General features: G+C 33.9%; 23 protein-coding genes. 19 read left to right on the top strand and 4 right to left on the bottom strand.

Translation table 11 applies throughout. From position 1 onward, the window contains the following. Position 1 precedes the first annotated feature (1 nt). The gene (locus tag OZP10_RS08265; protein WP_281634245.1) at positions 2-904 is read right to left on the bottom strand and encodes a PhzF family phenazine biosynthesis protein; all 903 of its coding nucleotides are present in this window, start codon (positions 902-904) and stop codon (positions 2-4) included. Between the two features lie 227 nt (positions 905-1,131). Between OZP10_RS08265 and OZP10_RS08260 the strand changes: the two genes are divergently transcribed. Beyond that, positions 1,132-1,698: a hypothetical protein gene (locus tag OZP10_RS08260; protein ID WP_281634244.1), complete on the top strand. Its 567-nt coding sequence runs from the start codon at positions 1,132-1,134 to the stop codon at positions 1,696-1,698. A 22-nt stretch (positions 1,699-1,720) separates the two neighbouring features. Further along, a complete protein-coding gene (locus OZP10_RS08255) occupies positions 1,721-3,277 on the top strand; it encodes a patatin-like phospholipase family protein (protein ID WP_281634243.1) in 1,557 nt (518 codons plus the stop codon). Between the two features lie 40 nt (positions 3,278-3,317). Here OZP10_RS08255 and OZP10_RS08250 read toward each other — a convergent pair whose 3' ends face one another. After that, positions 3,318-3,767, bottom strand: coding sequence for a protease complex subunit PrcB family protein (locus OZP10_RS08250; RefSeq protein WP_281634242.1), 450 nt, complete (start codon positions 3,765-3,767; stop codon positions 3,318-3,320). A gap of 307 nt (positions 3,768-4,074) precedes the next feature. Between OZP10_RS08250 and OZP10_RS08245 the strand changes: the two genes are divergently transcribed. From OZP10_RS08245 to proC, 10 genes are all read left to right on the top strand, one after another. Further along, complete coding sequence (locus OZP10_RS08245; protein ID WP_281634241.1) at positions 4,075-4,614, top strand: DMP19 family protein; 540 nt, start codon at positions 4,075-4,077, stop codon at positions 4,612-4,614. A 76-nt stretch (positions 4,615-4,690) separates the two neighbouring features. Next, the gene (locus OZP10_RS08240) at positions 4,691-5,608 is read left to right on the top strand and encodes a hypothetical protein (protein ID WP_281634240.1); all 918 of its coding nucleotides are present in this window, start codon (positions 4,691-4,693) and stop codon (positions 5,606-5,608) included. A 160-nt stretch (positions 5,609-5,768) separates the two neighbouring features. After that, positions 5,769-7,040 carry a serine--tRNA ligase gene (gene serS, locus OZP10_RS08235; protein WP_281634239.1) on the top strand — a complete coding sequence of 424 codons (1,272 nt, stop codon included), beginning with the start codon at positions 5,769-5,771 and terminating at the stop codon, positions 7,038-7,040. Positions 7,041-7,124: 84 nt separating this feature from the next. Further along, positions 7,125-7,967: a prolipoprotein diacylglyceryl transferase gene (lgt, locus tag OZP10_RS08230; RefSeq protein WP_281634238.1), complete on the top strand. Its 843-nt coding sequence runs from the start codon at positions 7,125-7,127 to the stop codon at positions 7,965-7,967. 77 nt (positions 7,968-8,044) lie between these two features. Beyond that, positions 8,045-9,826 carry a tetratricopeptide repeat protein gene (locus OZP10_RS08225; protein WP_281634237.1) on the top strand — a complete coding sequence of 594 codons (1,782 nt, stop codon included), beginning with the start codon at positions 8,045-8,047 and terminating at the stop codon, positions 9,824-9,826. Positions 9,827-9,958: 132 nt separating this feature from the next. Next, positions 9,959-10,270, top strand: coding sequence for a DUF4286 family protein (locus OZP10_RS08220; RefSeq protein ID WP_008465514.1), 312 nt, complete (start codon positions 9,959-9,961; stop codon positions 10,268-10,270). 179 nt (positions 10,271-10,449) lie between these two features. Continuing rightward, positions 10,450-11,100 (top strand): hypothetical protein, encoded by a 651-nt coding sequence (locus OZP10_RS08215; protein ID WP_281634236.1) that lies wholly within the window; start codon positions 10,450-10,452, stop codon positions 11,098-11,100. Positions 11,101-11,122: 22 nt separating this feature from the next. Further along, positions 11,123-11,908 (top strand): 16S rRNA (adenine(1518)-N(6)/adenine(1519)-N(6))-dimethyltransferase RsmA, encoded by a 786-nt coding sequence (gene rsmA / locus OZP10_RS08210; protein WP_177211655.1) that lies wholly within the window; start codon positions 11,123-11,125, stop codon positions 11,906-11,908. Then, positions 11,892-13,241, top strand: coding sequence for a magnesium transporter (mgtE, locus tag OZP10_RS08205; protein WP_095930296.1), 1,350 nt, complete (start codon positions 11,892-11,894; stop codon positions 13,239-13,241). The genes rsmA and mgtE overlap by 17 nt, the downstream gene beginning before the upstream one ends. A gap of 110 nt (positions 13,242-13,351) precedes the next feature. After that, positions 13,352-14,128 (top strand): pyrroline-5-carboxylate reductase, encoded by a 777-nt coding sequence (proC, locus tag OZP10_RS08200; RefSeq protein WP_111425314.1) that lies wholly within the window; start codon positions 13,352-13,354, stop codon positions 14,126-14,128. A gap of 78 nt (positions 14,129-14,206) precedes the next feature. Here proC and nhaA read toward each other — a convergent pair whose 3' ends face one another. Further along, the gene (nhaA, locus tag OZP10_RS08195; protein WP_281634235.1) at positions 14,207-15,346 is read right to left on the bottom strand and encodes a Na+/H+ antiporter NhaA; all 1,140 of its coding nucleotides are present in this window, start codon (positions 15,344-15,346) and stop codon (positions 14,207-14,209) included. A 211-nt stretch (positions 15,347-15,557) separates the two neighbouring features. On the opposite strand from nhaA, the gene OZP10_RS08190 reads away from it, so the two are divergent. The 4 genes from OZP10_RS08190 to OZP10_RS08175 all read left to right on the top strand — a co-directional run bounded on the left by OZP10_RS08190 (position 15,558) and on the right by OZP10_RS08175 (position 17,972). Continuing rightward, complete coding sequence (locus OZP10_RS08190; protein WP_281634234.1) at positions 15,558-16,508, top strand: 2-hydroxyacid dehydrogenase; 951 nt, start codon at positions 15,558-15,560, stop codon at positions 16,506-16,508. A 190-nt stretch (positions 16,509-16,698) separates the two neighbouring features. After that, positions 16,699-17,115, top strand: coding sequence for a DUF805 domain-containing protein (locus OZP10_RS08185; protein WP_281634233.1), 417 nt, complete (start codon positions 16,699-16,701; stop codon positions 17,113-17,115). Positions 17,116-17,130: 15 nt separating this feature from the next. Continuing rightward, entirely contained in the window at positions 17,131-17,409 is a 279-nt protein-coding gene (locus tag OZP10_RS08180; RefSeq protein WP_095930301.1) for a TM2 domain-containing protein, read from the top strand. 197 nt (positions 17,410-17,606) lie between these two features. Further along, the gene (locus OZP10_RS08175; RefSeq protein WP_281634232.1) at positions 17,607-17,972 is read left to right on the top strand and encodes a DUF805 domain-containing protein; all 366 of its coding nucleotides are present in this window, start codon (positions 17,607-17,609) and stop codon (positions 17,970-17,972) included. A gap of 86 nt (positions 17,973-18,058) precedes the next feature. Here OZP10_RS08175 and OZP10_RS08170 read toward each other — a convergent pair whose 3' ends face one another. Beyond that, entirely contained in the window at positions 18,059-19,861 is a 1,803-nt protein-coding gene (locus OZP10_RS08170; protein WP_095930306.1) for a GNAT family N-acyltransferase, read from the bottom strand. 118 nt (positions 19,862-19,979) lie between these two features. Between OZP10_RS08170 and OZP10_RS08165 the strand changes: the two genes are divergently transcribed. The 3 genes from OZP10_RS08165 (at position 19,980) to OZP10_RS08155 (ending at position 23,096) form a co-directional block, all read left to right on the top strand. After that, positions 19,980-20,741, top strand: coding sequence for an exodeoxyribonuclease III (locus tag OZP10_RS08165; RefSeq protein WP_281634231.1), 762 nt, complete (start codon positions 19,980-19,982; stop codon positions 20,739-20,741). A gap of 110 nt (positions 20,742-20,851) precedes the next feature. Continuing rightward, complete coding sequence (locus tag OZP10_RS08160; RefSeq protein ID WP_281634230.1) at positions 20,852-21,796, top strand: OmpA family protein; 945 nt, start codon at positions 20,852-20,854, stop codon at positions 21,794-21,796. Between the two features lie 262 nt (positions 21,797-22,058). After that, positions 22,059-23,096: an aldo/keto reductase gene (locus tag OZP10_RS08155; protein ID WP_281634229.1), complete on the top strand. Its 1,038-nt coding sequence runs from the start codon at positions 22,059-22,061 to the stop codon at positions 23,094-23,096. Positions 23,097-23,225: the final 129 nt, after the last annotated feature.

Below are 23,225 nucleotides of genomic sequence, written 5' to 3'. Positions count from 1 at the left end.
TTTATATATAAAGTTCTCCTTTCATCGTTATAATCGACGAACCGCCTACCAGAATATCTTCCTCACGATTCATAACTTCAATCATTGAGGGCTGTTTTAATTTTACGCCTTGAAGAATTTTATATTCTTTGTCCGATTTAGTGAATTTCTTTTGCGTTAAAAAACCAATTAAAGGTCCTGCTGCGGTTCCTGTTGCAGGATCTTCGTTTATACCGATTATGGGATTAAAAAATCTAGTTTCAACTATGTGATCTAAACCTTCTTCAGCTGGGGTGAAACAATAAAATCCTTCAAAATTATATTCTTTCGAAATTTCGATTAAAAGCTGACTGTCGGGAACAAAACTGTTAAGGATCTGACTGTTTTTTATAGGAACCATGGTATGTGCAACTTCTGTTTTAACTATTGTTGGCACAAAAGCATTTACATCCAAATCTTCAATTTTTAAACCTAATGCTACTGCAATTTTGTACGTTGGAATTTCTTGCTTGATAACCGCCGATTTCTGATGCATTTGAACAACGGGAGAAAAATTATCCAGATCAAAACTAACCGTTACTGGAATTGCCGAATGTTTCATAATTACAAAAGGCTCACTTTCATTTTGCTCATCAAAAATAGGAAGTCCTTTTAGCAAAGCACCGCAGACTGCGCCCAATAAATTATGTCCTGCACCATCGATTTCGATTCCTGTTGGAGTAAACGAACGTACTACAAGCGATTTTTCTTTTGTAGAATAATAAACAAAGGAGGTTTCAGAATAGCGAAATTCTCTAGAAATATCCTGATAAGTTTCTAGTTTTAGATTTCCATCTGTAAAAACTACAGAAAGCGGATTCCCTTTATAGCTCTCGTTTGAGAATACGTCTAAAACGTAATATTCTAATACTTTTCTTTGACTCATACTTTTCTGTTTTTACTGCTAAACGGAGTTTGAATGCAATAAATTTACTGTTTATTCTTGTATTTCAGGAATCGGTTTTGCTTTTCGTGGTTATTTTAATATTACTTTTTCATTAAAAATTTGCTTTATAAATCAAAAATTAGAATCAGAAAAAGTTAAAAATCAATTAGTAAACATTTCATTTTGGATTAATTCAATTAATTTTATTTCGTTGTAAATAATGTTTTATGGAAGAACTTACGCATGTTAAATCAATTATCGGAATCATTTTAGGTTTGAGTTTAACGCATCTTATAAAAGGTTCTGTAATTTTTATCCAGCATCCCGGACGCAAGAAATTTTATTTTGTGCATGCTTTATGGGTATTTTATGTGTTCTTGATGCTTATTCACTTTTGGTGGTGGGAGTTTAATCTGAAATTAATCCACGAATGGTATTTTGCAGATTATTTCTTTATCATATGCTATATCTTGATTTATTATTTGCTATGTGCAATTCTTTATCCCGACGATTTAGTAGATTATTCAGGATATGAAGATTATTTTTATTCCAGAAAAAAATGGTTTTTTTCGGTTTTGGCACTAAGTTTTGGAGCCGATATAGTCGACACGGCAATCAAAGGCGGCGATTATTTTTTATATAATCAAAGCGAATATTTTGTTCGGGTTATAAGTCATATTGTGTTGTGTTTAATCGCAATAAAAATAAATAATAAAAAGTTTCATGCTATTTTAGCTGTGCTTTTTATTGTTTACGAACTCTCGTATATATTGCGATTATTTAATGTTGAATAGATAGTAATTAAATGGAATTAGGATGAAAATTAAAGGTCTTTCTCTAGGATTCTTTTTCCTTTTTATAATAAACGAAGGAATCGCCCAAAACAAAATAAATCTCTTTTCAGAAATCAATTATAACTCAATCCCTGTGGTTGATTTAAGCGAATATAAATCGGTTCAGGATCGTGATAGCCGACTTCAGAATCCAAATATTGCTTTAGGTGTCGGAATTTCAGGTGGTGGATCAAGAGCGCAGTTTTTTGGTATGGGTGTTCTTTTGGGTTTAGAAGAAATTAAGGAAGAAAACACGAATCGTAATTTCTTGAATGAAATTGATTATTTCTCTACTGTTTCTGGAGGCTGTTACGCTGCGGGATACTATTTGACCATTTTTAAAAACAAATTGCAATACGATAATTGTTCGTTCAACGAATTTTATTTTTCTAAAGCCGATGCATTCAAAGCTGATGTTAGTAAATCGGCTTCGCTTTTTTCTCTTTTGAACAACAGCCGAAACGAAAAAGGAGAAAAAATCTCGATGGCGCAGCGATTAGATTTGGAGGTTTTGCAATACGACAGCACAAATCCAGAGAATCAGAATAAATTTAGAACACAAATGCTTTTGTCTGATTTTTTTATTCCGAAAGACAGCAAGCAAAATCCGCAATTACCCATAATGGTTGCCAACGGAACGGCTTATAACAACGGAGAACGATTTCCGTTTATGCCACATATTATTCGGGCTTTGAAAATCAATTCGTCTCTTGCTCCTAATAAAGCACCGCTTTCGCTTGACGAAAATCAGATTAACAACGGTTATGATTTTCCGCTGACGTATGCTATTACAGCAAGTTCGGCTTTTCCTGGAGTTCTTCCTAAAACCAAATTCGGAATTAAAAATCAGGATAAAATTTTGTGTGTAATTGACGGTGGGGCGTCTGATAATATGGGTTATGAAACGTTGATTGAACTTCTTCATAACGATACAAAAGTTAAAGACAAAAACAAAAAAGCACTTTTTATTGATTGTTTAGGACAAGGAAAAAAAGCTCCTTTTATAAATGATGAAAAAATCAGACTTATTTCGTTGTTAGAAACTGCTTCTTTGTACACGGTTCAAACCAGATATATGACTTTTGAAAAAGATGTCGAAAATGTTTTGGAACGATACAAGATACCGGTTTCAAATTATCAGATTATTGGTTTTACAACTTTAAAAGAATATCTTCAAAAGTTAAATAAAAACAAGGCTTATGAAGATTTGGTAACAGAACTGAAAAATACTGATGACGAAGCCGCAAGTTGGCTAAAAATTCATGATAATTTTAAAGCAGAATTGATTGAAAAGTTTGGGGAAGATAGTTTTCAAAAGGACAAATACAGTCAGCTACAGCTTTCTAGTCTGGACAAAGAAAAGTTTAAAGATTTTGATGCAAAAGAACTTTTGATGCTTTACGAGTATACATCACATATCGAAACCAAGTTAAAAATAACTCCCGAAGAAAAAGAGATGTTGCTTTTGTCTGGACGTTTTGCAGCGTATGTGAAAACGAATGAATTGAAAGCCTTGCTAACAGAAAATACAGGAAATTAACAGTAAGTTTTTTATCAGTATAAAACTTTGAGAAGATTTATTACTGCTCAAAAACCACTTTTTTATCTGTTTTTGCTGTTTTTACAATGTCATAAGGTCTAGAAGATTTCTTGGTGAGATTTCCGTTTTTTAATTTCTCTACCTTTACGATTATAGTATTGCGGTTTTCGGTCATTTCTACAATATCGATCGAATGCCCGTCATTGGGTTGTGTTTTATCAATAACGGCAATAACCTGATATTGGCTAAAATCAATATTAGTTTCTTTAAAACCTTTTATTTTAGCACTTGAAATATTCATTTCTTTCAAAAAATTATTCCACGTTTTAGCATCTTTAATAACCAAATGTCTTTGAGCGAGGCTTTGGTCGTTTGCAAAAGAATCTCCTTTACCTACTAGCGCAAAAGGAACGTCGGACTGTGGCAAATCATCATTGTCACAGCCAACCAGCAAAAGCAGGATGCTAAATATTAATAAAATCTGTTTCACGTTTTTGGTTTTAGCTAGGAAAACTTTGGTGTAAAGTCTTGTTTATTAAACAGATGTGGTTTTTTATAAATGGTTGCTTAAAGGTAATCAATTTTTGACAAACTTTTTAATTTATATTGATAACGGGAATTTGTGTTAAAGATTGTAAGGACAAACGAAGAAAAAGCAGAAAAATTGTATTTCTTGTCAAAAAGACTGTTTTTTACGTTAAACGGCATAAAAAATAACGCAAAATAAATAAGTTTGAAAAGCAACATTCAATTATTTCCCTCAACTTTGCAAAACAATCTTTTAAATAAACATTCAAATGGAATTCGGTAAAATCATTATTTCAGAAACGGCTGCAAATAGCGAAAATCCTCAAGACGTTGTAAATTCGAATATTTCGGTAATCAATTTAATGCGCGAAGAAAAAATAGACGACGATTTAATTCACGAAGATGCTTTAATGAGTTATTATTTAGATTTTTATGCGTCGAAATATGCTGAAGGAAATTTTTCGAAGTTTGTTCATGATTCGGGCTGGAATAAAGAACTGAACGAATTAATCGAAGAAGGCTTAGCTTTAATTGGTGCCGAAAAGCATTTGGAATTGTTTAAAGAACAAAGCCGCAAATTGCGTTTGCAGAGTAATATTAAATTAGGAAAATTTCTAAAAGATAAATATGATGCTCCGAACGCTTTTAAAGACTTGCTAAATAACAATGTTTATTTTGAATTGGACGAAAATCTGACCGAATTGAATGCTGCATTTTTAAAATCGCATCCGGATACAGAAGTACTTTCGGTCGACGAAATGTTTAAAACACTGGAAGAGTTTGTAGGACACGAAATTAAGAGAGATTAAATTTTAATTTTCCTGCTGAGGTTTGTAAGAAAATTATATATTTGAAATGCCCTAAATTTCTAACAAATCAAAGCCTATGAAAAAAACGATTCTTTTAAGCGGCGTTTTGATGTTTTTATTTTCCTGTGCGAAACATGAAAAAATTCAAGACAATGCTCAAGTTCAAGATCAAGAACTTCTTTCGCAAACGGAACTTGGTTTTAGCAAAAGACAGATAAAAAAACTCATTTTTAAAAATCTGGACGAAATTGAAGATTCAAAAGAAATGAATCTGGAGCTGCTTTCTAAAGTGGCATCCAACCTCAAAATCAAATATTCAGATATTAAAATTAAAGAAACAAGTTCTATCAATTACGACGACCAAACTGCTTTTTTTGTCCTGACAACAGTTTCGCACGATAAAAAAGCATTCAGAACTAATGATAACGACAATGAACTGGGGAATTATTTTCAGCGTAAATACTTATTTGTAAACCGTGAAGACGGAAGCGTAATTGCCGAAGAGTTTGATGATAATTTAGGTTATTATGATAATGAAGCTATTCAGTTTTCGAAATCGCACATTTTGAAAGATCTGGTTTTCTTAAACGAAACTACTCCAGCAATTGCTTTTTATACCGAAGCCAATGCGAGCAGTCGAATTGTTTTATATTCAGAAAAGAAATTTACGCTAGTAACTCTAGCCGATAAAGAAATAAAAAAGGTTTTATACGAATATCCAATTCGATTAAGCAATGGTGATTCTAACGGAAATGGAACTTTTCAGATAGAAACTTTAGAAACCGGAATGAGCTTTTCTGATCATAAAACTAATGGTTATTTTGATTTGATCATATCTAAAAACTTTTCTTATGAAGAAGCAATAGAAAGTGATTTAGAAAATGGAATTGAAGAAAAAAGTGACTTGAAAATTAAGAGAGAATTAGAAAAAATAAAGTATAACGGACGAGAGTATGCTTTTCATAGAGATGACAGACTCCGTTTTTTAGAATAAAATTCAAAAAAAAATCAAATAACATCAAGAGCACTTTTACGGTGCTTTTGCTGTTTATAGGGGATTTCTGTTTTACTGCAAAACTTTGACCTATTGTTAACAAACATTTCCTTAAATTTGCTTCCGTTATAAAAAATACAATAGTTATAAAAATCAAGCTATGTTACAAATTGCATTTATTAGAGAAAATCAAGAGAAAGTAATCAAAGCTTTAGCAAAACGAAATATCGATGCTAAAAGCGTTGTTGAAGAGGTGGTTCAATTAGACGAAAATCGTCGTGCTGCACAGGTGGAATTAGACAATACTTTATCAGAATCTAATAAATTGTCCAAAGATATTGGTGAATTGATGAAAGCTGGTGAGAAAGCTAAAGCAGCAATCTTAAAAGAAAAAACAGTTTCACTAAAAGAAAAAAGTAAAGAACTGAGCGAAAAAGCGGAAGCTTTGGCTGTTGAGTTAACCAATAAATTATACACATTACCAAACCTTCCAGCCGATATTGTTCCTGAAGGAAAAACTCCAGATGACAATTTGAATGTTTTCCAAGAAGGAAATATTCCAGCTTTGCACGATGGCGCACAGCCTCACTGGGAATTGGTAAAGAAATACGATATCATTGATTTTGAATTGGGTGTAAAAATTACTGGAGCAGGATTCCCTGTTTATAAAGGAAAAGGAGCAAAGTTACAGCGTGCTTTGATCAACTACTTTTTAGACAAAAACACCGCTGCAGGATACAATGAAGTTCAGGTGCCGCATTTGGTAAACGAAGCTTCTGGTTACGGAACAGGTCAATTGCCAGATAAAGAAGGGCAGATGTACCACGCTGGAATTGACGATTTATATCTAATTCCAACGGCTGAGGTTCCAGTAACCAATTTATTCCGCGATGTGATTTTAAACGAAAGCGAATTGCCTGTTTTACAGACAGCCTATACGCCATGTTTCCGTCGTGAAGCAGGTTCTTATGGAGCACACGTTCGCGGATTAAACCGTTTACACCAATTTGATAAAGTAGAAATTGTTCGTATCGAACATCCTGATAATTCTTATGCAGCTTTAGACGGAATGGTAGAACATGTGAAAGACATTTTAAAAGAATTGAAATTGCCTTACAGAGTGTTACGTCTTTGTGGTGGTGATATGGGATTCACATCTGCTTTGACTTACGATTTTGAAGTATTTTCTACTGCTCAAGATCGCTGGTTAGAAATCAGTTCTGTTTCTAACTTTGAAACGTTCCAGGCAAACCGTTTGAAATTACGTTTTAAAGACAAAGACGGAAAAAACCAGTTGGCACATACACTTAACGGAAGTTCATTAGCGCTTCCGAGAGTTTTAGCTGGAATTATTGAAAATTACCAAACTCCAGAAGGAATCGTAATCCCAGAAGTTTTACGTCCTTACTGTGGATTTGATATTATAAACTAAAAAAGATAGTTTTTAAGATACAAACCTAACAGACTTTAAAAACCTGTTAGGTTTTCTTAATTTATAGAAATTAAAAAACGGAGCATGATGAATGGAATTTTAAACTGGAACGTAGATCCTGTTATTTTCTGGATTACAGATAGTTTTCCTTTAAAATATTACGGAGCTCTTTTTGCCTGCGGACTTCTTTTAGGCTTTTACATTGTTAGAAATATTTATAAAAAAGAAAATCTTTCGCTAGATAATCTCGATACATTATTGATTTATGTAATTGTCGGAACCGTTTTAGGAGCCAGACTTGGGCATTGTTTCTTTTACGAACCGGAGTATTTCTTAAAAAATCCGATAGAAATCCTTTTGCCAATTCAGAAAATAAAAGGAGTTTATCAATTTGTGGGCTATCAAGGTTTGGCAAGTCACGGAGGTTCTATTGGAGTACTAACGGCAATGATTTTATACTGCCGAAAATACAAAGTGCAATTTTTAGGACTTTTAGATAAAATGGCTGTTGCAGTTCCTGTAACGGGTACATTTATTAGAATGGGGAATTTTATGAATTCTGAAATCTATGGAAAACCAACTAATGGAAATTGGGGAGTGGTTTTTGAAAGAGATGATTTGATTCCGAGGCATCCAACACAATTGTATGAAGCTTTTGCGTATTTACTGATTTTCGGAATTCTATTTTACATGTATAAATCAGAAAAAATTAGAAATGCACAAGGATTAATCTTTGGAACTTTCTTAACTTTATTATTTACAGCTCGTTTTATAATTGAATTTTTCAAAGAAAATCAAGAAGCTTTTGAAAATAATATGCTAATTAATATGGGACAGATTTTAAGCATTCCATTTATTTTAATTGGTTTAGCTCTGATTTTTTGGAAAACTAGAAAAGTCTCAGTTTACAGTGACAGTTTACAGTAACTGAAAGCTTAAATTTTTCCAGTTTATAATTTTAGGTATTGACTGAAACTGCGATTGCGACTGAAAACTTAAAAAATATGAGAAACATATTGATTGGTATCGTTTTGTTATGTTCTGGTTTTGCGTTTGCACAAAACGAGCAGCTGGCACAATATTATTACGATAAAGGTGATTTTGATAAAGCTAAAATCAGTTATGAAGAGCTTTTGAAAAATGCGCCCTCTAATACGCAGTATTTTTTAAGAACTGTCGAATGTTATCAGCAGTTACAGCAATTCGCGAATGCCGAAAAAGCTATTCAAGATCGATACAACCGCTACAAACAAGGTGTTTTCTTGGTGGAGTTAGGATACAATTTCCAGTTGCAGAAAAACGATTCTAAGGCCAAAAATTACTACGAACAGGCAATTGAAAAAATAAAGGTAAATCCGAATGATGTTTACGGAATTGCGAGTTCGTTTGAGAAAAAAGTATTGCTAGAATATGCCTTAAAAGCGTATCAGACTGCAATGCAAATCCAGCCAAATTTCAATTTTAATTTTCAAATCGGAATGCTGTACGGACAGTTAGGTAAAACCGATTTAATGATTGACTTGTTGTTGACAGAATCTTTTGCAAATCCGCAAAACACCAATTTGATTCAGACGCAATTGTCAAGATTCATGAATGGCGAAACCGATAATACGGCTTTTAAAGATGCAATGCGAAAAGCATTAATCTTAAGAACTCAAAAAGATCAAGATGTTTTCTGGAATCATTATTTAAGCTGGTTTTATGTACAGCAGAAAGAATTCGGAAAAGCCTTTATTCAGGAAAAAGCCATTTACAAACGCGAGCCGGAATCGTTAATGAGTATTGTCAATTTGAGTCAGTTTGCGATGAATGAAAACGATGACGAAACAGCTGTTGAAATCCTGAATTTCATTCTTCAAAATACCAAAGATTTAGGTTTGCTGATTCAGTCTAATGCTTATTTAATGCAAATAAAGATCGATAATGCACAGGAAAAAGACTATCCATTAATCGATCAGGAATTGAAGCAATTGCTGGCTACTTACGAAATCAGTCCTTTTACCTTATCTTTGCAAATCATTCAAGCGCATTTTTTGGCCTTTAATTTGAAAAAGACTGAAGAAGGAAAGGCAGTAATCAAAAAGGCTTTAGAATTAAATCTAAACGAATATCAAAAAGCTGATGCTAAAATGGAGCTGGCCGATATTTTGCTTTTAGAAGAAAAGTACAATCAGGCGCTGATTTATTATTCGCAAATTCAATTGGATTTGAAAAATGATGTAATGGCGCACGAAGCCAGTTTGAAATCAGCTAAAACAAGTTATTACAAAGGTGATTTTGAATGGGCAAATAAACAATTCAAAGAATTAAAAGCGGCCAATACGCAGTTAATCGCCAATGACGCTCTAGAATATTTTCTTTTAATTAATGATAATACCGCCGCCGATTCAACTCAAGTTGCTTTAAAAGCGTTTGCAAAGGGCGATTTCTTAATTTATCAGAATAAAAAACAAGAAGCGATAACGCAGTTTCAGAATATTTTAAAAACCTTTAAAGGTCAAGAAATAGAAGCCGTAACTTTGCTTCGTTTAGGAAAAGTATACGAAAGTCAGAAAGATTTTGCTTCGGCTTTAAGCCAATATCAGCAAATCATTGACAATCACAGCGACGGAATTTATGTTGATGAAGCATTGTTTTTCTCAGCAGAAATTTACAACGACGAACTAAAAGATCCAGAAAAGGCAAAGCCTTTATATGAAAAGGTAATTTTTAATCATCAAGACAGTATTTACTTTGTTGATGCCAGAAAAAAATACCGAGAGTTAAGAGGGGATAAGAATCTATAAATTTCAATATTTTAAATTCCAAATTCCAAAGAGAAAAGAATTAATAATGAGATTGTTTTGAGTTTCGAGAGAAACCTCAGAACCTTAGTCCCGATAGCTATCGGGATAGCATCTCAGAACCTTAGAAAAAAAATGATTATTTACAACGTTACCACAAACATACACGAAAGCGTTCATGACCAATGGTTAAAATGGATGCAGGAAAAACACATACCAGAAATTCTGGCTACTAATAAATTTTCTTCAGCACGAATTGTAAAAGTTCTCGTTGAAGAAGAAATGGGCGGAATCACCTATTCTGTACAATATATAACAGACAGCAAAGAAACTCTGGAGAAGTTTTATATCGAAGATGAACCAGAATTTCATAGAGAAGCATTAGGCTTATTTGCTGATAAAATGCTTTCTTTCAGAACAGAATTGGAAGTTATTTCAGAGCACTAGTTTTAAATTGTATTTTCTAGTTGGGAACGAGTAAAATTTGTCTTTAAAAGTAATTTTGCAGGATTTAACAATATTAAAGATTAAAAGTAACAGGTCTATCTGCTTAATACCTAAAAAAGGTATATTTGCAAAAAAATTAATTTCTAACTAAAAATTGTGTCTCTCCAGTCATCTTGTTTATGAAACACCTACCAATAAAGCTTGTTTTATTTTTATTGCTAAGTCTTAATGTTTCTTGTCAGAGCAATAAAGAGGTGGTAAATGAGCAAGAAACTGCAAAATCTATTATTTTACAACTTAATGAATTTAGGGATATTGAATATACTTCAAAGGAAATTTTAAAGGGTTATATCATTTCTAAGTATGAAGTTTTAAAGATAAAAAATGAGGAATCTCCTGAAACATTTGGAGAAGCAACAGGAATTGCAGCAAAGGTTTATGATAAGGGGAATGAGATTGTTGAGTACATCGATGAAATTAAAGCAGAAATTCCTGAAGAAGATTATTTTGACACAAATGATACGGCATTCTATGATACATTCGTAAATCAAAAATATGCTGTTTTAAAAAGTAAAATTGACAATTTTTACAAACAAAATAAAGCAATCATATCTTCTTCACGTCCTTGTGCCTCATTGAAAGAGGATAATGAGAAGTTTAATACAAATAAGACTTTCAAAAGTAAAGAAAATAAGAATGTTGATTTTTTAAACTATAGATTCGGTTACAAAGCCAATATTGGACTGCTGACGGGTTTAGAAAGAATTCAATTTGACGTTATTCATTTTCAATATATGGTTATGAATACGTTTATGGGATCTGCTCATTAAAAGCAGGAAGTAAATAAGGAATATGGAAAAAGTAAAAGCAAAAAAACATTTAGGACAGCACTTTCTTAAAGACGAAAGTGTCGCAAAGGCTATTGCAGATACTTTGAGTCTTAAAGGATATGAGGAGGTTCTAGAAATAGGGCCAGGAATGGGTGTGCTTACTAAATATTTACTTGAAAAGCCAATTACCACACACGTTATTGAGATCGATACCGAATCGGTAGCGTATTTGGATGCACATTATCCAAAATTAAAAGACAAGATTATTTCTCAGGATTTCCTGAAGTATAATATAAATGAAGTTTACCAAGACAAACAGTTTGCCATAATTGGAAACTTTCCGTACAATATTTCTTCTCAGATTGTTTTTAGGACATTAGATCTTAAACATCAGATTCCTGAATTTTCAGGAATGTTCCAGAAAGAAGTAGCCGAGCGCATCTGCGAAAAGAAAGGCTCGAAAACCTACGGAATATTATCCGTTTTAGCCCAGGCTTTCTATACTACAGAGTATCTGTTTACGGTTGATGAAAACGTTTTTATTCCTCCGCCCAAGGTGAAATCGGGTGTGATGAGAATGACCCGAAAGGAAGATTACAGTCTTCCTTGCAGTGAAAAGTTATTTTTTACAGTTGTAAAAACCGCTTTTCAGCAGAGACGAAAAACATTACGTAACAGTTTGAAAACATTAAATTTATCAGACAAATTGCGAGAAGACACTATCTTTGATAAACGTCCGGAGCAGCTTAGCGTCGATGAATTTATTGAACTAACTCTAAAAATAGAAACCGATGGAGTTCAAAGTTAGTAAAGAATTTATACACCAGTTAGAGGAACTGATCAATAAGAAAAACGACAGCGAATTAGAAGTTTTACTTAATGATCTGCACCACGCTGATATTGCCGAAATTTTAGACGAATTAGATTTCGATGAGGCAACCTACATCTTTAAGGTTTTAGATAGTGATAAAACGGCCGAAATTCTTCTTGAATTGGAAGAAGATCTGCGTGAAAATATCTTAAGCCGACTTTCACCAAAGGAAATCGCAGAAGAGCTTGATGAGCTTGAAACCAATGATGCTGCCGATATTATCGCAGAACTTTCGCAGGAAATTAAAGCGGAAGTAATCTCTGAAATATTGGATGTTGAACACGCCAAAGACATTGTAGATCTTTTGCGTTACGACGAAAACACAGCTGGTGGTCTAATGGGTAAAGAGCTTGTAAAAGTGAATGAAAACTGGAATGTTTTGACCTGCGTTAAAGAAATGCGTATTCAGGCAGAAAATGTATCCAGAGTGCATTCTATTTATGTAGTGGATGATGAAAATAGACTAAAAGGAAGACTTTCTCTTAAAGATTTGTTGACTTCTTCTACCAAAACTCAGATTGGTGAAGTTTATATCCGAAAATTAAATTTTGTAAATGTTGATACGGAAGATGTTGAAGTCGCTCGTATCATGCAGAAATACGATTTAGAGGCAATTCCAGTTGTTGACGAGTTAGGTCGTTTGGTAGGAAGAATTACCATCGATGATATCGTAGACGTAATCAAAGAAGAAGCCGATAAAGATTACCAGTTAGCTGCCGGTATTACCCAAGATGTTGAATCGAATGACAGCGTTTACGAGTTGACCAAAGCACGTTTGCCTTGGCTTCTGATTGGAATGGTGATCGAAATTGTTGCGTCTTTTGTTTTAAAAGGCAATGAAGCTACTTTCCAAAAATATTCAACATTAATCATTTTTGTGCCTTTACTTTCTGCAACTGCTGGAAATATTGGAGTTCAGGCTTCGGCAATCGTAGTGCAAGGTTTAGCAAATGGAACATTAAAAGATTTCAGCCGTGCTTATTTTACTAAAGAAATTACGGTTTCGATGATTTCGGGAAGTATTATTTCATTCCTTTTATTGTGTTACCATTCTATCATGTACCAACAGTATTTAGTTGGGTTTGCCATTTCAATTTCGATGATTGTCGTGATTTTATTTGCTGCTACTTTAGGAACTTTAGTGCCGCTTTTCTTGAACAAAAACAAAATTGATCCCGCAATTGCGACTGGTCCGTTTATCACAACAACCAACGATGTATTCGGAATCATGTTATACTTCGGAGTAGCAAATCTGATTCTTGGATTCTAGATTTTTGCCACAAATTAGCCGTTTTCAGTGATTTAAAATCTCTAAAATCTGCGTAATTTGCAGGCGGAAAATGCTGTTTACCAGCAGAAATAAATTAAAGCCAAACCAAAATGAAAGTACACATTATTGGAGGAGGAAACCTTGGGGTTTCTATTGCCTTAGGAATTGCTAAATTCTCGAAAAACAACCAAGTTACTGTCACAAGAAGAAACACAGCAAGTATTCAATATTTATCTGAGTACGGAATTACTGTTTCTAACGATAATAAACACAACATTGAGGAAGCTGATGTTGTAATTTTGACTATAAAACCCTATCAGGTAGATACTGTTTTGGCCGAAATTCTGCCAGTTATCCAAAATAAAACAATTGCTTCGGCGGTTAGCGGATTGTCTTTGGATATGCTTCAAACCAAAACAAATTTTGAATATCCAGTTGTTCGCATTATGCCAAATATTGCGGCACAGTTTGGAGAATCGGCAACTTGTATTTCTTTCCCTGAAAAATATGCAGCAAATGCTTCACCAGTTGTTGATTTGTTTCAAGATTTAGGAACTGCTCCTGTAATAGATGAAAAACTAATGGATGCAGCAACAGTTTTAGGTGCGTGCGGAACTGCATACGCATTGCGTTATATTCGCGCTTCTATGCAAGCAGGAATCGAAATTGGATTTGATTCTAATACTGCTCTAGCAATCGCGGCACAAACGGTAAAAGGGGCGGCAAAAATGCTTTTAGAAGAACGAGTGCACCCAGAACAATTAATCGACCGTGTAACGACGCCTCAAGGCTGTACAATTGTCGGTTTAAATGAAATGGAACACAATGGATTTAGCTCATCATTAATTAAAGGAATCAAAACTTCTTTAAAACAAATCAAAGGTTAGGTTTTAAAGAAATTTCAAATATTAAAAATCCCAAATTCCAATTTTCAAACTGGAGTTTGGGATTTTTTTGTTGGGATTTTATTTCGATCTGTTTAGTATGTATTTCAAATAAACAAATCCCATAAGTCCAGCCAAGAAAGAGGCAATAAGAATTGCTATTTTAGAAAAAACAATAACTTCGGGATTTTTGAAAGCAAGAACAGTAATGAATATTGACATGGTAAAACCAATTCCGCCCAGCATTCCTGCACCTAAAATATGTGTCCATTTTAAGTTTTTAGGTAACATGCACAAGCCAGACGTCACGCCGACAGAAGAGAAAAGCAAAATTCCAAGTGGTTTACCGACCACAAGACCAAGAATGATTCCGTATGTATTAACATGATTAAGACCTTCGTGCCAGTTTTCTGTAATGGTTATAGCGGTATTTGCAATTGCAAAGAGAGGCAATATTAGAAAGGCAACGGGCTGATGCAAAAAATGTTGTAGTCTATACGAAGAAGTTTTTTCTCCGCCATCTCCAAACGGAATTACAAATGCTAAAATAACTCCTGTAATGGTTGCATGAACGCCAGAATTAAGCATAAAATACCACATAATAGCTCCACCAACAAGATATGGAATTAGATTATGGATTTTCATTCGATTTAAGATGAATAATAAGCCCCAAATTCCTAGTGCAATTCCTAGATTTAAAAAAGAGATTGATGTGGTGTAAAAAACTGCAATAACGATAATAGCGCCTAAATCATCAATAACAGCTAAAGCAGTTAAGAAAACTTTTAAAGATGTAGGAACTCTTTTTCCTAGAAGGGATAAAATTCCGATTGCAAAGGCAATATCGGTCGCCATTGGGATTCCAGCTCCGTTTTGTGTCGTTGTTCCGTAATTTAAAGCCAAAAAGATTGCTGCAGGAACCAGCATTCCGCCAAAAGCGGCCATTATAGGCAAAGAAGCGTTCTTAATATTTGATAATTCACCGTGATAAATTTCGCGTTCGAGCTCCAATCCGATCAAAAGGAAGAAAATTGTCATCAATCCGTCATTGATCCAGTGTGTAATAGAATGCCCTGAAATTTCTTTTTCCCAAAAAGCAACATACGGAATTTGAACTGAAGAGTTGGCAAGATATAGAGATAAAATCGTAACACAGAGCAAGATAATTCCTCCCGATTTTTCGTTTTCAAAAAAGGCTTTAAAAGTCTTGGTTAGTTTCATTATGGGAAGATTTTCTGAAGATTTATATGATGGATTGCGAAATCCTTATTCTTTCAAAGTTAAAAAAAAATCCGACCAATAAAAAGTTTAGAAGCAAAGCTGCAAAGATTCCAGAAGTTCAAAGTGCATTGCAATGGGAAAAACTTTGTGGCTTTGTGGTTTTGCGAGATTAAATTAACCGTATTTTTGTTTTTTATAAAATTTAGAAAAAATGAGTATAAAAATTCTTCATATCGACAGTAATAATCCAATTCTATGGAACCAATTGGAAGAAGCGGGTTTTGAAAATCACGCTGATTTCAAATCTTCAAAAGAAGAAATTGAAGCAAAAATTCATGACTATAACGGAATCGTAATTCGTAGCCGATTCAAGATTGATAAGGGTTTTTTGGATAAAGCAACAAAGTTGCAGTTTATTGCGAGAGTTGGTGCTGGTTTGGAAAGCATTGATTGTGAGTATGCTTCTTCAAAAGGAATTCATCTAATCGCCGCACCCGAAGGAAATCGCAATGCTGTTGCAGAACATTCTTTAGGCGTGATTCTTTCTTTATTCAATAATCTAAATCAAGCTGATGCTGAAGTAAAAGCAGGACAATGGAATCGCGAAAGCAACCGTGGTCATGAATTGGATTTAAAAACAGTCGGAATTATTGGTTACGGAAATATGGGAAAAGCTTTTGCAAAAAAACTGAGAGGTTTTGAAACAGAAGTTTTATGCTATGATATTTTGGATAATGTTGGCGACGAAAATGCAAAACAAGTTTCTTTGGAAGAATTACGCGAAAAAGCGGATGTTTTAAGCCTTCACCTTCCTTGGACACCAGAAACAGATAAAATGGTCAACAAGGACTTTATAAATGCATTTAAAAAGCCATTTTGGATAATTAATACATCGCGTGGCAAAAACATCGTAACAGCCGATTTGGTTGAGGCAATGAAAGAGAAAAAAGTTCTAGGAGCAGGTTTGGATGTTTTGGAATATGAAAAACTTTCGTTTGAAACCCTATTTCAAGAAAACAATACGCCAGAAGCGCTTCAATATCTTATGGAAGCAAAAAATGTCTTACTGACGCCTCATATTGCGGGTTGGACATTTGAAAGTCATGAACGTCTGGCTCAGGTAATTGTAGATAAAATTAAAGCGGTGTACCATAAAAACTAGCCTACAGCCTTTAGAATTTAATAACGAGTTTTTTCTTGTAAATTTTATTTAGTGAGATTAGTTTTATTTGTTAATTTTTAATAATATTGTTTCCGAATTTTAAAAGAATGAGTCTAAATAGGTTCTTTTTTAAAGTAAGGAGAAAACCGAAAATCCCAAGAGTAGGCCAAAAATAACCGATTTAAAAATTATGATTGAATGGTATAAAATTGCAATGTTCGAGAACTATTCGAATTTTAGCGGAAGAGCTAGAAGAAGTGAATATTGGTATTTTCGTTTGGCAACCGCTGTAATCTTTTTTGTGTTTATTGCTTTAGCGATAATAGTATCAATAATTGGAGGAGGATTTTTAGGTTTTCCAGTTGCAATAGGGTTAATCGCTTTGTACTCTCTTATTGCTTTAATCCCATCATTGGCTGTAACGGTTAGAAGAATGCACGATTTGGGTAAAAGTGGATGGAATGTTTTAATTTCTTTCATTCCGTTGGTTGGTCCTATCTGGTTTCTTGTTTTGTTAGCAACAGAAGGAGAACACGGGGAAAATTACTATGGTCCAGATCCTAAAAGTACCATTGAAGAAATTGATGAAATCGGAATTAATAATTAACTAAATAATATAAAAATGGAAACTACAAAACCAGAAAGCTGGAATACACCATCTCAACCTAGACAAGAGAATAAAAAGGTATTAGCAGGAATTATGGGAATTATTTTTGGATACTTAGGTATTCATAAATTCATCTTAGGATACACTCAAGAAGGAATCATCCAAATTGTAATTACAATCGTAACTTGCGGTGTTGGTAGTATTATTGGATTTATTGAAGGAATCATCTACTTAACAAAATCAGATGAAGATTTTTACCAAACTTATCAAGTTGGTAAAAAAGGCTGGTTTTAAAAGAAAAACAAATATTTACTTAAGATCCCATTCAGAAATGAATGGGATTTTTTTTGTGCTAATAATGTCTTTTTGTAATACAATTATGACTTTTAGTTCCTGAAAATTAAATCGATAGTAGTTAATCTTGCGCTTTGTTAAAGAGTGATGGAGTAACTGAAAATCCTTAAGAGTAAGAGAATTTAAATGATTTTATTATGATTGAAATGTACAAAAAGGTAGTTTTTGAAAACTATGCAAATTTTAACGGCAGAGCAAGAAGAAAAGAATATTGGTTATTCGTTTTGGTTAATGCTATTATTGGTTATGGTTTATTGTTTGGATTAGGAATTATTTCTGAAAAACTAGCATTGTTAAGCAGCCTGTATAATTTAGCAGTTTTAATTCCTTCGATTGCAGTAGGAGTTAGAAGAATGCACGATGTAGGAAAAAGTGGCTGGTATATTATTTTCCCTATCTATAATCTGGTTTTAGCATGTACAGAGGGTGAAAAAGGACCAAATCAGTATGGTACAGATCCTAAAAATCAATTGGAAGAGCTTGATGAAATTGGAAAAGAATAATTCCAATTTGGTTTTTAAATAACTGTTGTAACTAAAAAATCCCATTTGCAATGCAAATGGGATTTTTTTATTTCGATAGAGTAAGCTTAATCTTCCTTTTCAGACAATTTCTTTTCCAATTCAATCTGAAACTCTTCGATGACGGGTTTCATAGTGCTTTCTGGAATATCTGCGATTCTAATGTACATTAAACCGTCGATAGCGTTATTAAATAACGGGTCAACGTTAAAAGCTACAACTCTTGCGTTTTGTTTGATGTATTTCTTAATTAAAACAGGCAAACGTAAGTTTCCTGGTTCTAGTTCGTCAATAATTTTGTCAAACTTATTCAAATCAGATTCTGCTTCATCGAAGATAAAATCTTTGTCAGCGTCTTTCAGTTTTACTTTGTACGCTTTTTTCGGATGAATGTATTGTGCAATATACGGATCGTAGTAGTTTGATTTCATAAACTCAATCATCAATGATTTAGAGAAATCTGAAAACTGATTACTGATACTTACACCGCCAACTAAATATTTGTGTTCAGGATGACGTAAAGTGGTGTGAATAATACCTTTCCACAATAAGAACAAAGGCATTGGTTTTTGCTGATATTCTTTCACGATAAAAGCACGTCCCATTTCGATTGACTTATGCATCATATCGTGCAATTCTGGTTCAAACCTAAATAGATCAGTCAAATAAAAACCTTCAATTCCGTATTTTGGATAAATCTCAGAACCTAATCCCATACGATATGCTCCAGCGATTTTCTTGGTTTCATCATCCCATAAAAACATATGGTGATAATATTGGTCGTATTCGTCTAAATCGATAGATTCATTTGTTCCTTCTCCAACTTCACGGAAAGTGATTTCGCGTAAACGACCGATTTCATGCAAAATGTTCGGAATCTCTTTTGCGCTTGCAAAGAAAACCTCGTAGTTTTTGCTTTGTAAAAACCTGCTGTCACTATCGCGTAATGCTTGCACTTCATCAATCAATTTTGATTCACTTGCAGCGGTTACGATTTTTTTAGGTGCTTTTGGTATTTTAAGACTTGCCGTGTCAATCAGTTTGGTGTCTTTCTCAAACGGATTAGCCAGCATATAGGTTTTCTTTCTCAAGAATTCTGAATATTCTTCAAAAGATTCTATTTCATTTTGCTCACTTACAGAAATTGGTTTTCCAATACGAACTTTAATTACACGATCTTTTTGCGTAAGCAATTCTGAAGGTAATTTAGCGGTACGCAAAGTATCATCAATTTTAGAAAGCCAGTAGAATAATTTACTGTTTTTTGCATGAAAGTAAATTGGAACTACAGGAACTTTTGCTTTTCTGATTAATTTCAGCGCGCCTTCTTCCCAAGGTTTATCCACTACTAATTTGCCATCTTTATAAGTAGAAACTTCACCGGCAGGAAAAATACCCAACGGTTTTCCGTCGCTTAAATGGCGCAATGTTTCTTTAATTCCAATTACGCTCGATTTTGCGTCCTTATGATTCTCAAAAGGATTAACCGGCATGATATATTTTTTCATCGGAACAATTCTGTGTAACAAGAAATTGGCGATGATTTTGAAATTTGGCTCTCTTTCGAGCATTAATTTCAAAAGCAAAATTCCATCAATTCCTCCAAGCGGATGATTTGAAATGGTTATATACGCACCATCTTTTGGCAGACGTTTTAAATCTTCTTCTGGGATTTCGAATTTAATTTCCATTTCATCCAAAATTCCATTCAAAAAGTCAAGGTCTTCCAAATGTTTATTACGATCGTAAATTTTATTAAGGGTCGAGATCTTAAGAACCTTCATAAGAATCCAGCCAGAAAAGGTACCGAAAACTCCGTACTTTTCAACATTTATTGCCTTTGCAACTTCTTTCGCGGTAACTAAACCCATCTACTACTTTTAAATTATTAGAACAGCGAACAAAGATAACAAAAAAGTCTACTTTTCGCTGTTTCCAAGACAAACTTTGCACTTTTTTATTACATTTGAAATCCTAAAAAAATCACTGATGAAAATTATTTCTTATAATGTAAATGGAATTAGAGCGGCAATAAACAAAGGGTTTATCGAGTGGCTGCAACAAGCAAATCCTGATGTAATATGCCTTCAGGAAATAAAAGCGACACAAGATCAGATACCAGTTGATGATATTACAGCAGCAGGCTATCCGTTTCAATATTACTATCCTGCAACAAAAAAAGGGTACAGCGGAGTGGCGATTCTTTCTAAAACAAAGCCAAACAATATTGTTTACGGAACAGGAATTCACCACATGGATTTTGAAGGAAGAAATCTTCGTGCAGATTTTGATGATGTTTCTGTAATGAGTTTATACCTTCCGTCTGGAACAAATATTGAAAGATTGGATCACAAATTCATGTTCATGGATGATTTTCAAAATTATATTAATGAATTGAAACTTACGGTTCCAAATCTGATAATATGCGGAGATTATAATATCTGTCATGAAGCGATTGATATTCACGACCCAGTTCGTAATAAAACGGTTTCAGGATTTCTTCCTGCAGAACGTGCTTGGCTGGATGCATTTATGAAATCTGGTTTTATTGACAGTTTCCGTCATTTTAATAAAGATCCGCACCATTATTCTTGGTGGAGTTACCGTGCGGGGGCAAGAGGAAATAACAAAGGTTGGCGTATCGATTATAATTTGGTAAGCAATGCGTTAGAAAATAGATTAAAAAGAGCCGTTATACTTCCAGACGCTATGCATTCAGATCATTGCCCTATTTTAGTCGAAATTGACTAATTTTTGGTATTGTTCTTGTTGAGAGAAAGGTGGTTTAAATTCAAGAATTGATTTTGAATTTTGAAATTGTGAGATTTTAAACGCCTAAAATAAAAACCAATTAAAGTAAGATGATTAAAAAAGCCTCCATCGGATTATTGGCATTAGCCTTGTCCACAACGTCATGCGTTTCTAAGAAAATTTACAATGATCTGGAAACAAAATATTCAGATTTAAAAAAAGAAAACCGTTCTATCGCTGATGAAAACGAAAGTTTAAAGAAAGCGAAGAATCAGTTAGAAACCGATCGTGATAAATTGACTAAAGATTTAGCAAATGCTAATGATGATTTGGCAAAACAAAAAGCCGATCTAGCTGCTGAACAAAAGAAATATAAAGTGCTTCAGGATTCGTATAATGCATTGGAGAAAAACAGCAATGATGCTTTAGAGAAAAACATGGCTAAGAACCGTGAGCTTTTAGCGCAATTAGAGGCAAAAGGAAAAGCTCTTGCAGATGAACAAGCACGTTTGGATAAAACGGCTAATCGTTTGAAAGAATTGGAAAATATGATTGCAGCGAAAGAAGAGGCAATGCGCAAACTAAAAGAAACATTATCTAAAGCCTTAAATGGTTTTGAAGGTAAAGGTTTAACGGTGGAGCAGAAAAATGGAAAAGTATATGTTTCTATGGAAAACAAATTGCTTTTCAATTCAGGAAGCTGGGCTGTTGGTGCAGAAGGTAGAAAAGCCGTTGTAGAACTTGGAAAAGTTTTAGGCGATAATCCAGATCTTTCTGTTTTAATCGAAGGACATACAGACGACGATCCATACGCAGGTTCTGGGCCAATTGCAAACAACTGGGATTTATCGACTAAAAGAGCAACTGCAATTGTAGCTATTTTAAGCGAAAATCCAAAAATCAACAAACAAAAATTAACTGCTGCTGGAAGAAGTGAATTTTCTCCTTTAGCAAGCAACGCTACTCCAGAAGGAAAAGCAAAAAACCGTAGAATCGAAATTATCTTAACTCCAAGATTAGATGAGATTGCGGAGATGCTTAATAGTATTAACTAAAATGCTAAGGTTCTGAGATACTAAGTTTCTAAGATTTTAGAAAAAGGGTTGAAGTTTTTCTTCAACCCTTTTTTATTAACTTGAATTTAAACTTAACATCTTAGTTCCTTAGAACCTTAGCCTCTCAAAATAAATCTTGTACTTTTTTTAACCTTTCTCGTTTTTAGATTTGAGAAATCCGTTCGTAACTTTGAAGCTTTATAACTCAAAATAAGAAAACTTAGAATCTTAGCGGCTTAGAACCTTAGCAACTCAAAAAAAAATGAAATACACTACATTACCCAACACCGATATAAAAGTTAGTAAAATATGCCTTGGAACGATGACGTTCGGGCAACAGAATACAGAAGCAGAAGGACACGAACAAATGGATTATGCTCTTGAAAGAGGCGTTAATTTTTTTGATACAGCCGAAATGTATTCGGTTCCTGCGAGTGAAGCAACTTATGGTAGCACTGAAAAAATTATTGGAACTTGGTTTAAGAAATCGGGAAATAGAGATAAGGTGGTTTTGGCTTCTAAAATTGCGGGTCCGAACCCAAATTTTGGTTATATGCGTGAGAAACTGGATTTTTCTCCAGCAAGTATTAAATATGCGGTTGAAAATAGTTTAAAAAGACTTCAAACAGACTATATCGATTTGTACCAAATGCATTGGCCAGAAAGAAAAACGAATAATTTTGGACAGCGTGCTTTTCACGGGCACGATGATGTTTGGGAAGATAATTTCAGAGAAATCTTAGAAACTTTCGACGGATTAATTAAAGAAGGTAAAATCAAACACATTGGGGTTTCAAATGAAAACGCTTGGGGAATGATGCGCCTTTTGGAAGAAAGCAAATACAACAATCTTCCAAGAATCAAAACTGTTCAAAATCCGTATTCTTTATTGAACCGTTTGTTTGAAGTGAATTCTGCAGAAGTTTCAAAATACGAAAATGTTGGTTTATTGGGATATTCGCCTTTGGCGTTCGGAGTTTTGACTGGAAAATTCTTAACTGGAGAAAGTCATCCAAAAGCGAGAATTAATCTTTTTCCGCAATACAAACGTTACAATAGCGACCAATGTACCGAAGCGACCAAATTGTATCAGGAAATTGCTAAAAAACATGGTTTGACGTTAACGCAGCTTGCAATGGGATTTGTGTTGCAACAACCATTTTTGACAAGCGCTATTATCGGAGCGACAACTATGGAACAATTAAAAGAAAACATTGACACAATTGATGTGGTTCTTTCTAAACAAATCTTAGCAGAAATTGACGCTGTTCAGACTATAATTCCAGATCCTGCGCCTTAAAGTATATTTAACCGCGAAGAGCGCAAAGATTTACGCAAAGTTCGCAATGTTTTAATCAATAAAATAATAGAAAAGCACGCAAAGATTTTCCTTTTAAAAGTTAAAAAATCTTTGCGTGCTTTGCGTAAA

Source organism: Flavobacterium luteolum (assembly GCF_027111275.1).
Lineage (GTDB): Bacteria > Bacteroidota > Bacteroidia > Flavobacteriales > Flavobacteriaceae > Flavobacterium > Flavobacterium luteolum.
This window is presented reverse-complemented; position numbering and strand designations above follow the sequence as displayed.

Coding starts and splice junctions, on each gene's coding strand:
- rsmA (WP_177211655.1), top strand. CDS start 11,123: ATGGAAAAAGTAAAAGCAAAAAAACATTTAGGACAGCACTTTCTTAAA.
- OZP10_RS08165 (WP_281634231.1), top strand. CDS start 19,980: ATGAAAATTATTTCTTATAATGTAAATGGAATTAGAGCGGCAATAAAC.
- OZP10_RS08160 (WP_281634230.1), top strand. CDS start 20,852: ATGATTAAAAAAGCCTCCATCGGATTATTGGCATTAGCCTTGTCCACA.
- OZP10_RS08255 (WP_281634243.1), top strand. CDS start 1,721: ATGAAAATTAAAGGTCTTTCTCTAGGATTCTTTTTCCTTTTTATAATA.
- OZP10_RS08190 (WP_281634234.1), top strand. CDS start 15,558: ATGAGTATAAAAATTCTTCATATCGACAGTAATAATCCAATTCTATGG.
- OZP10_RS08170 (WP_095930306.1), bottom strand. CDS start 19,861: ATGGGTTTAGTTACCGCGAAAGAAGTTGCAAAGGCAATAAATGTTGAA.
- nhaA (WP_281634235.1), bottom strand. CDS start 15,346: ATGAAACTAACCAAGACTTTTAAAGCCTTTTTTGAAAACGAAAAATCG.
- OZP10_RS08220 (WP_008465514.1), top strand. CDS start 9,959: ATGATTATTTACAACGTTACCACAAACATACACGAAAGCGTTCATGAC.
- OZP10_RS08215 (WP_281634236.1), top strand. CDS start 10,450: ATGAAACACCTACCAATAAAGCTTGTTTTATTTTTATTGCTAAGTCTT.
- OZP10_RS08155 (WP_281634229.1), top strand. CDS start 22,059: ATGAAATACACTACATTACCCAACACCGATATAAAAGTTAGTAAAATA.
- OZP10_RS08180 (WP_095930301.1), top strand. CDS start 17,131: ATGGAAACTACAAAACCAGAAAGCTGGAATACACCATCTCAACCTAGA.
- OZP10_RS08245 (WP_281634241.1), top strand. CDS start 4,075: ATGGAATTCGGTAAAATCATTATTTCAGAAACGGCTGCAAATAGCGAA.
- OZP10_RS08185 (WP_281634233.1), top strand. CDS start 16,699: ATGATTGAATGGTATAAAATTGCAATGTTCGAGAACTATTCGAATTTT.
- OZP10_RS08240 (WP_281634240.1), top strand. CDS start 4,691: ATGAAAAAAACGATTCTTTTAAGCGGCGTTTTGATGTTTTTATTTTCC.
- proC (WP_111425314.1), top strand. CDS start 13,352: ATGAAAGTACACATTATTGGAGGAGGAAACCTTGGGGTTTCTATTGCC.
- OZP10_RS08260 (WP_281634244.1), top strand. CDS start 1,132: ATGGAAGAACTTACGCATGTTAAATCAATTATCGGAATCATTTTAGGT.
- serS (WP_281634239.1), top strand. CDS start 5,769: ATGTTACAAATTGCATTTATTAGAGAAAATCAAGAGAAAGTAATCAAA.
- OZP10_RS08225 (WP_281634237.1), top strand. CDS start 8,045: ATGAGAAACATATTGATTGGTATCGTTTTGTTATGTTCTGGTTTTGCG.
- lgt (WP_281634238.1), top strand. CDS start 7,125: ATGATGAATGGAATTTTAAACTGGAACGTAGATCCTGTTATTTTCTGG.
- OZP10_RS08175 (WP_281634232.1), top strand. CDS start 17,607: ATGATTGAAATGTACAAAAAGGTAGTTTTTGAAAACTATGCAAATTTT.
- mgtE (WP_095930296.1), top strand. CDS start 11,892: ATGGAGTTCAAAGTTAGTAAAGAATTTATACACCAGTTAGAGGAACTG.
- OZP10_RS08265 (WP_281634245.1), bottom strand. CDS start 904: ATGAGTCAAAGAAAAGTATTAGAATATTACGTTTTAGACGTATTCTCA.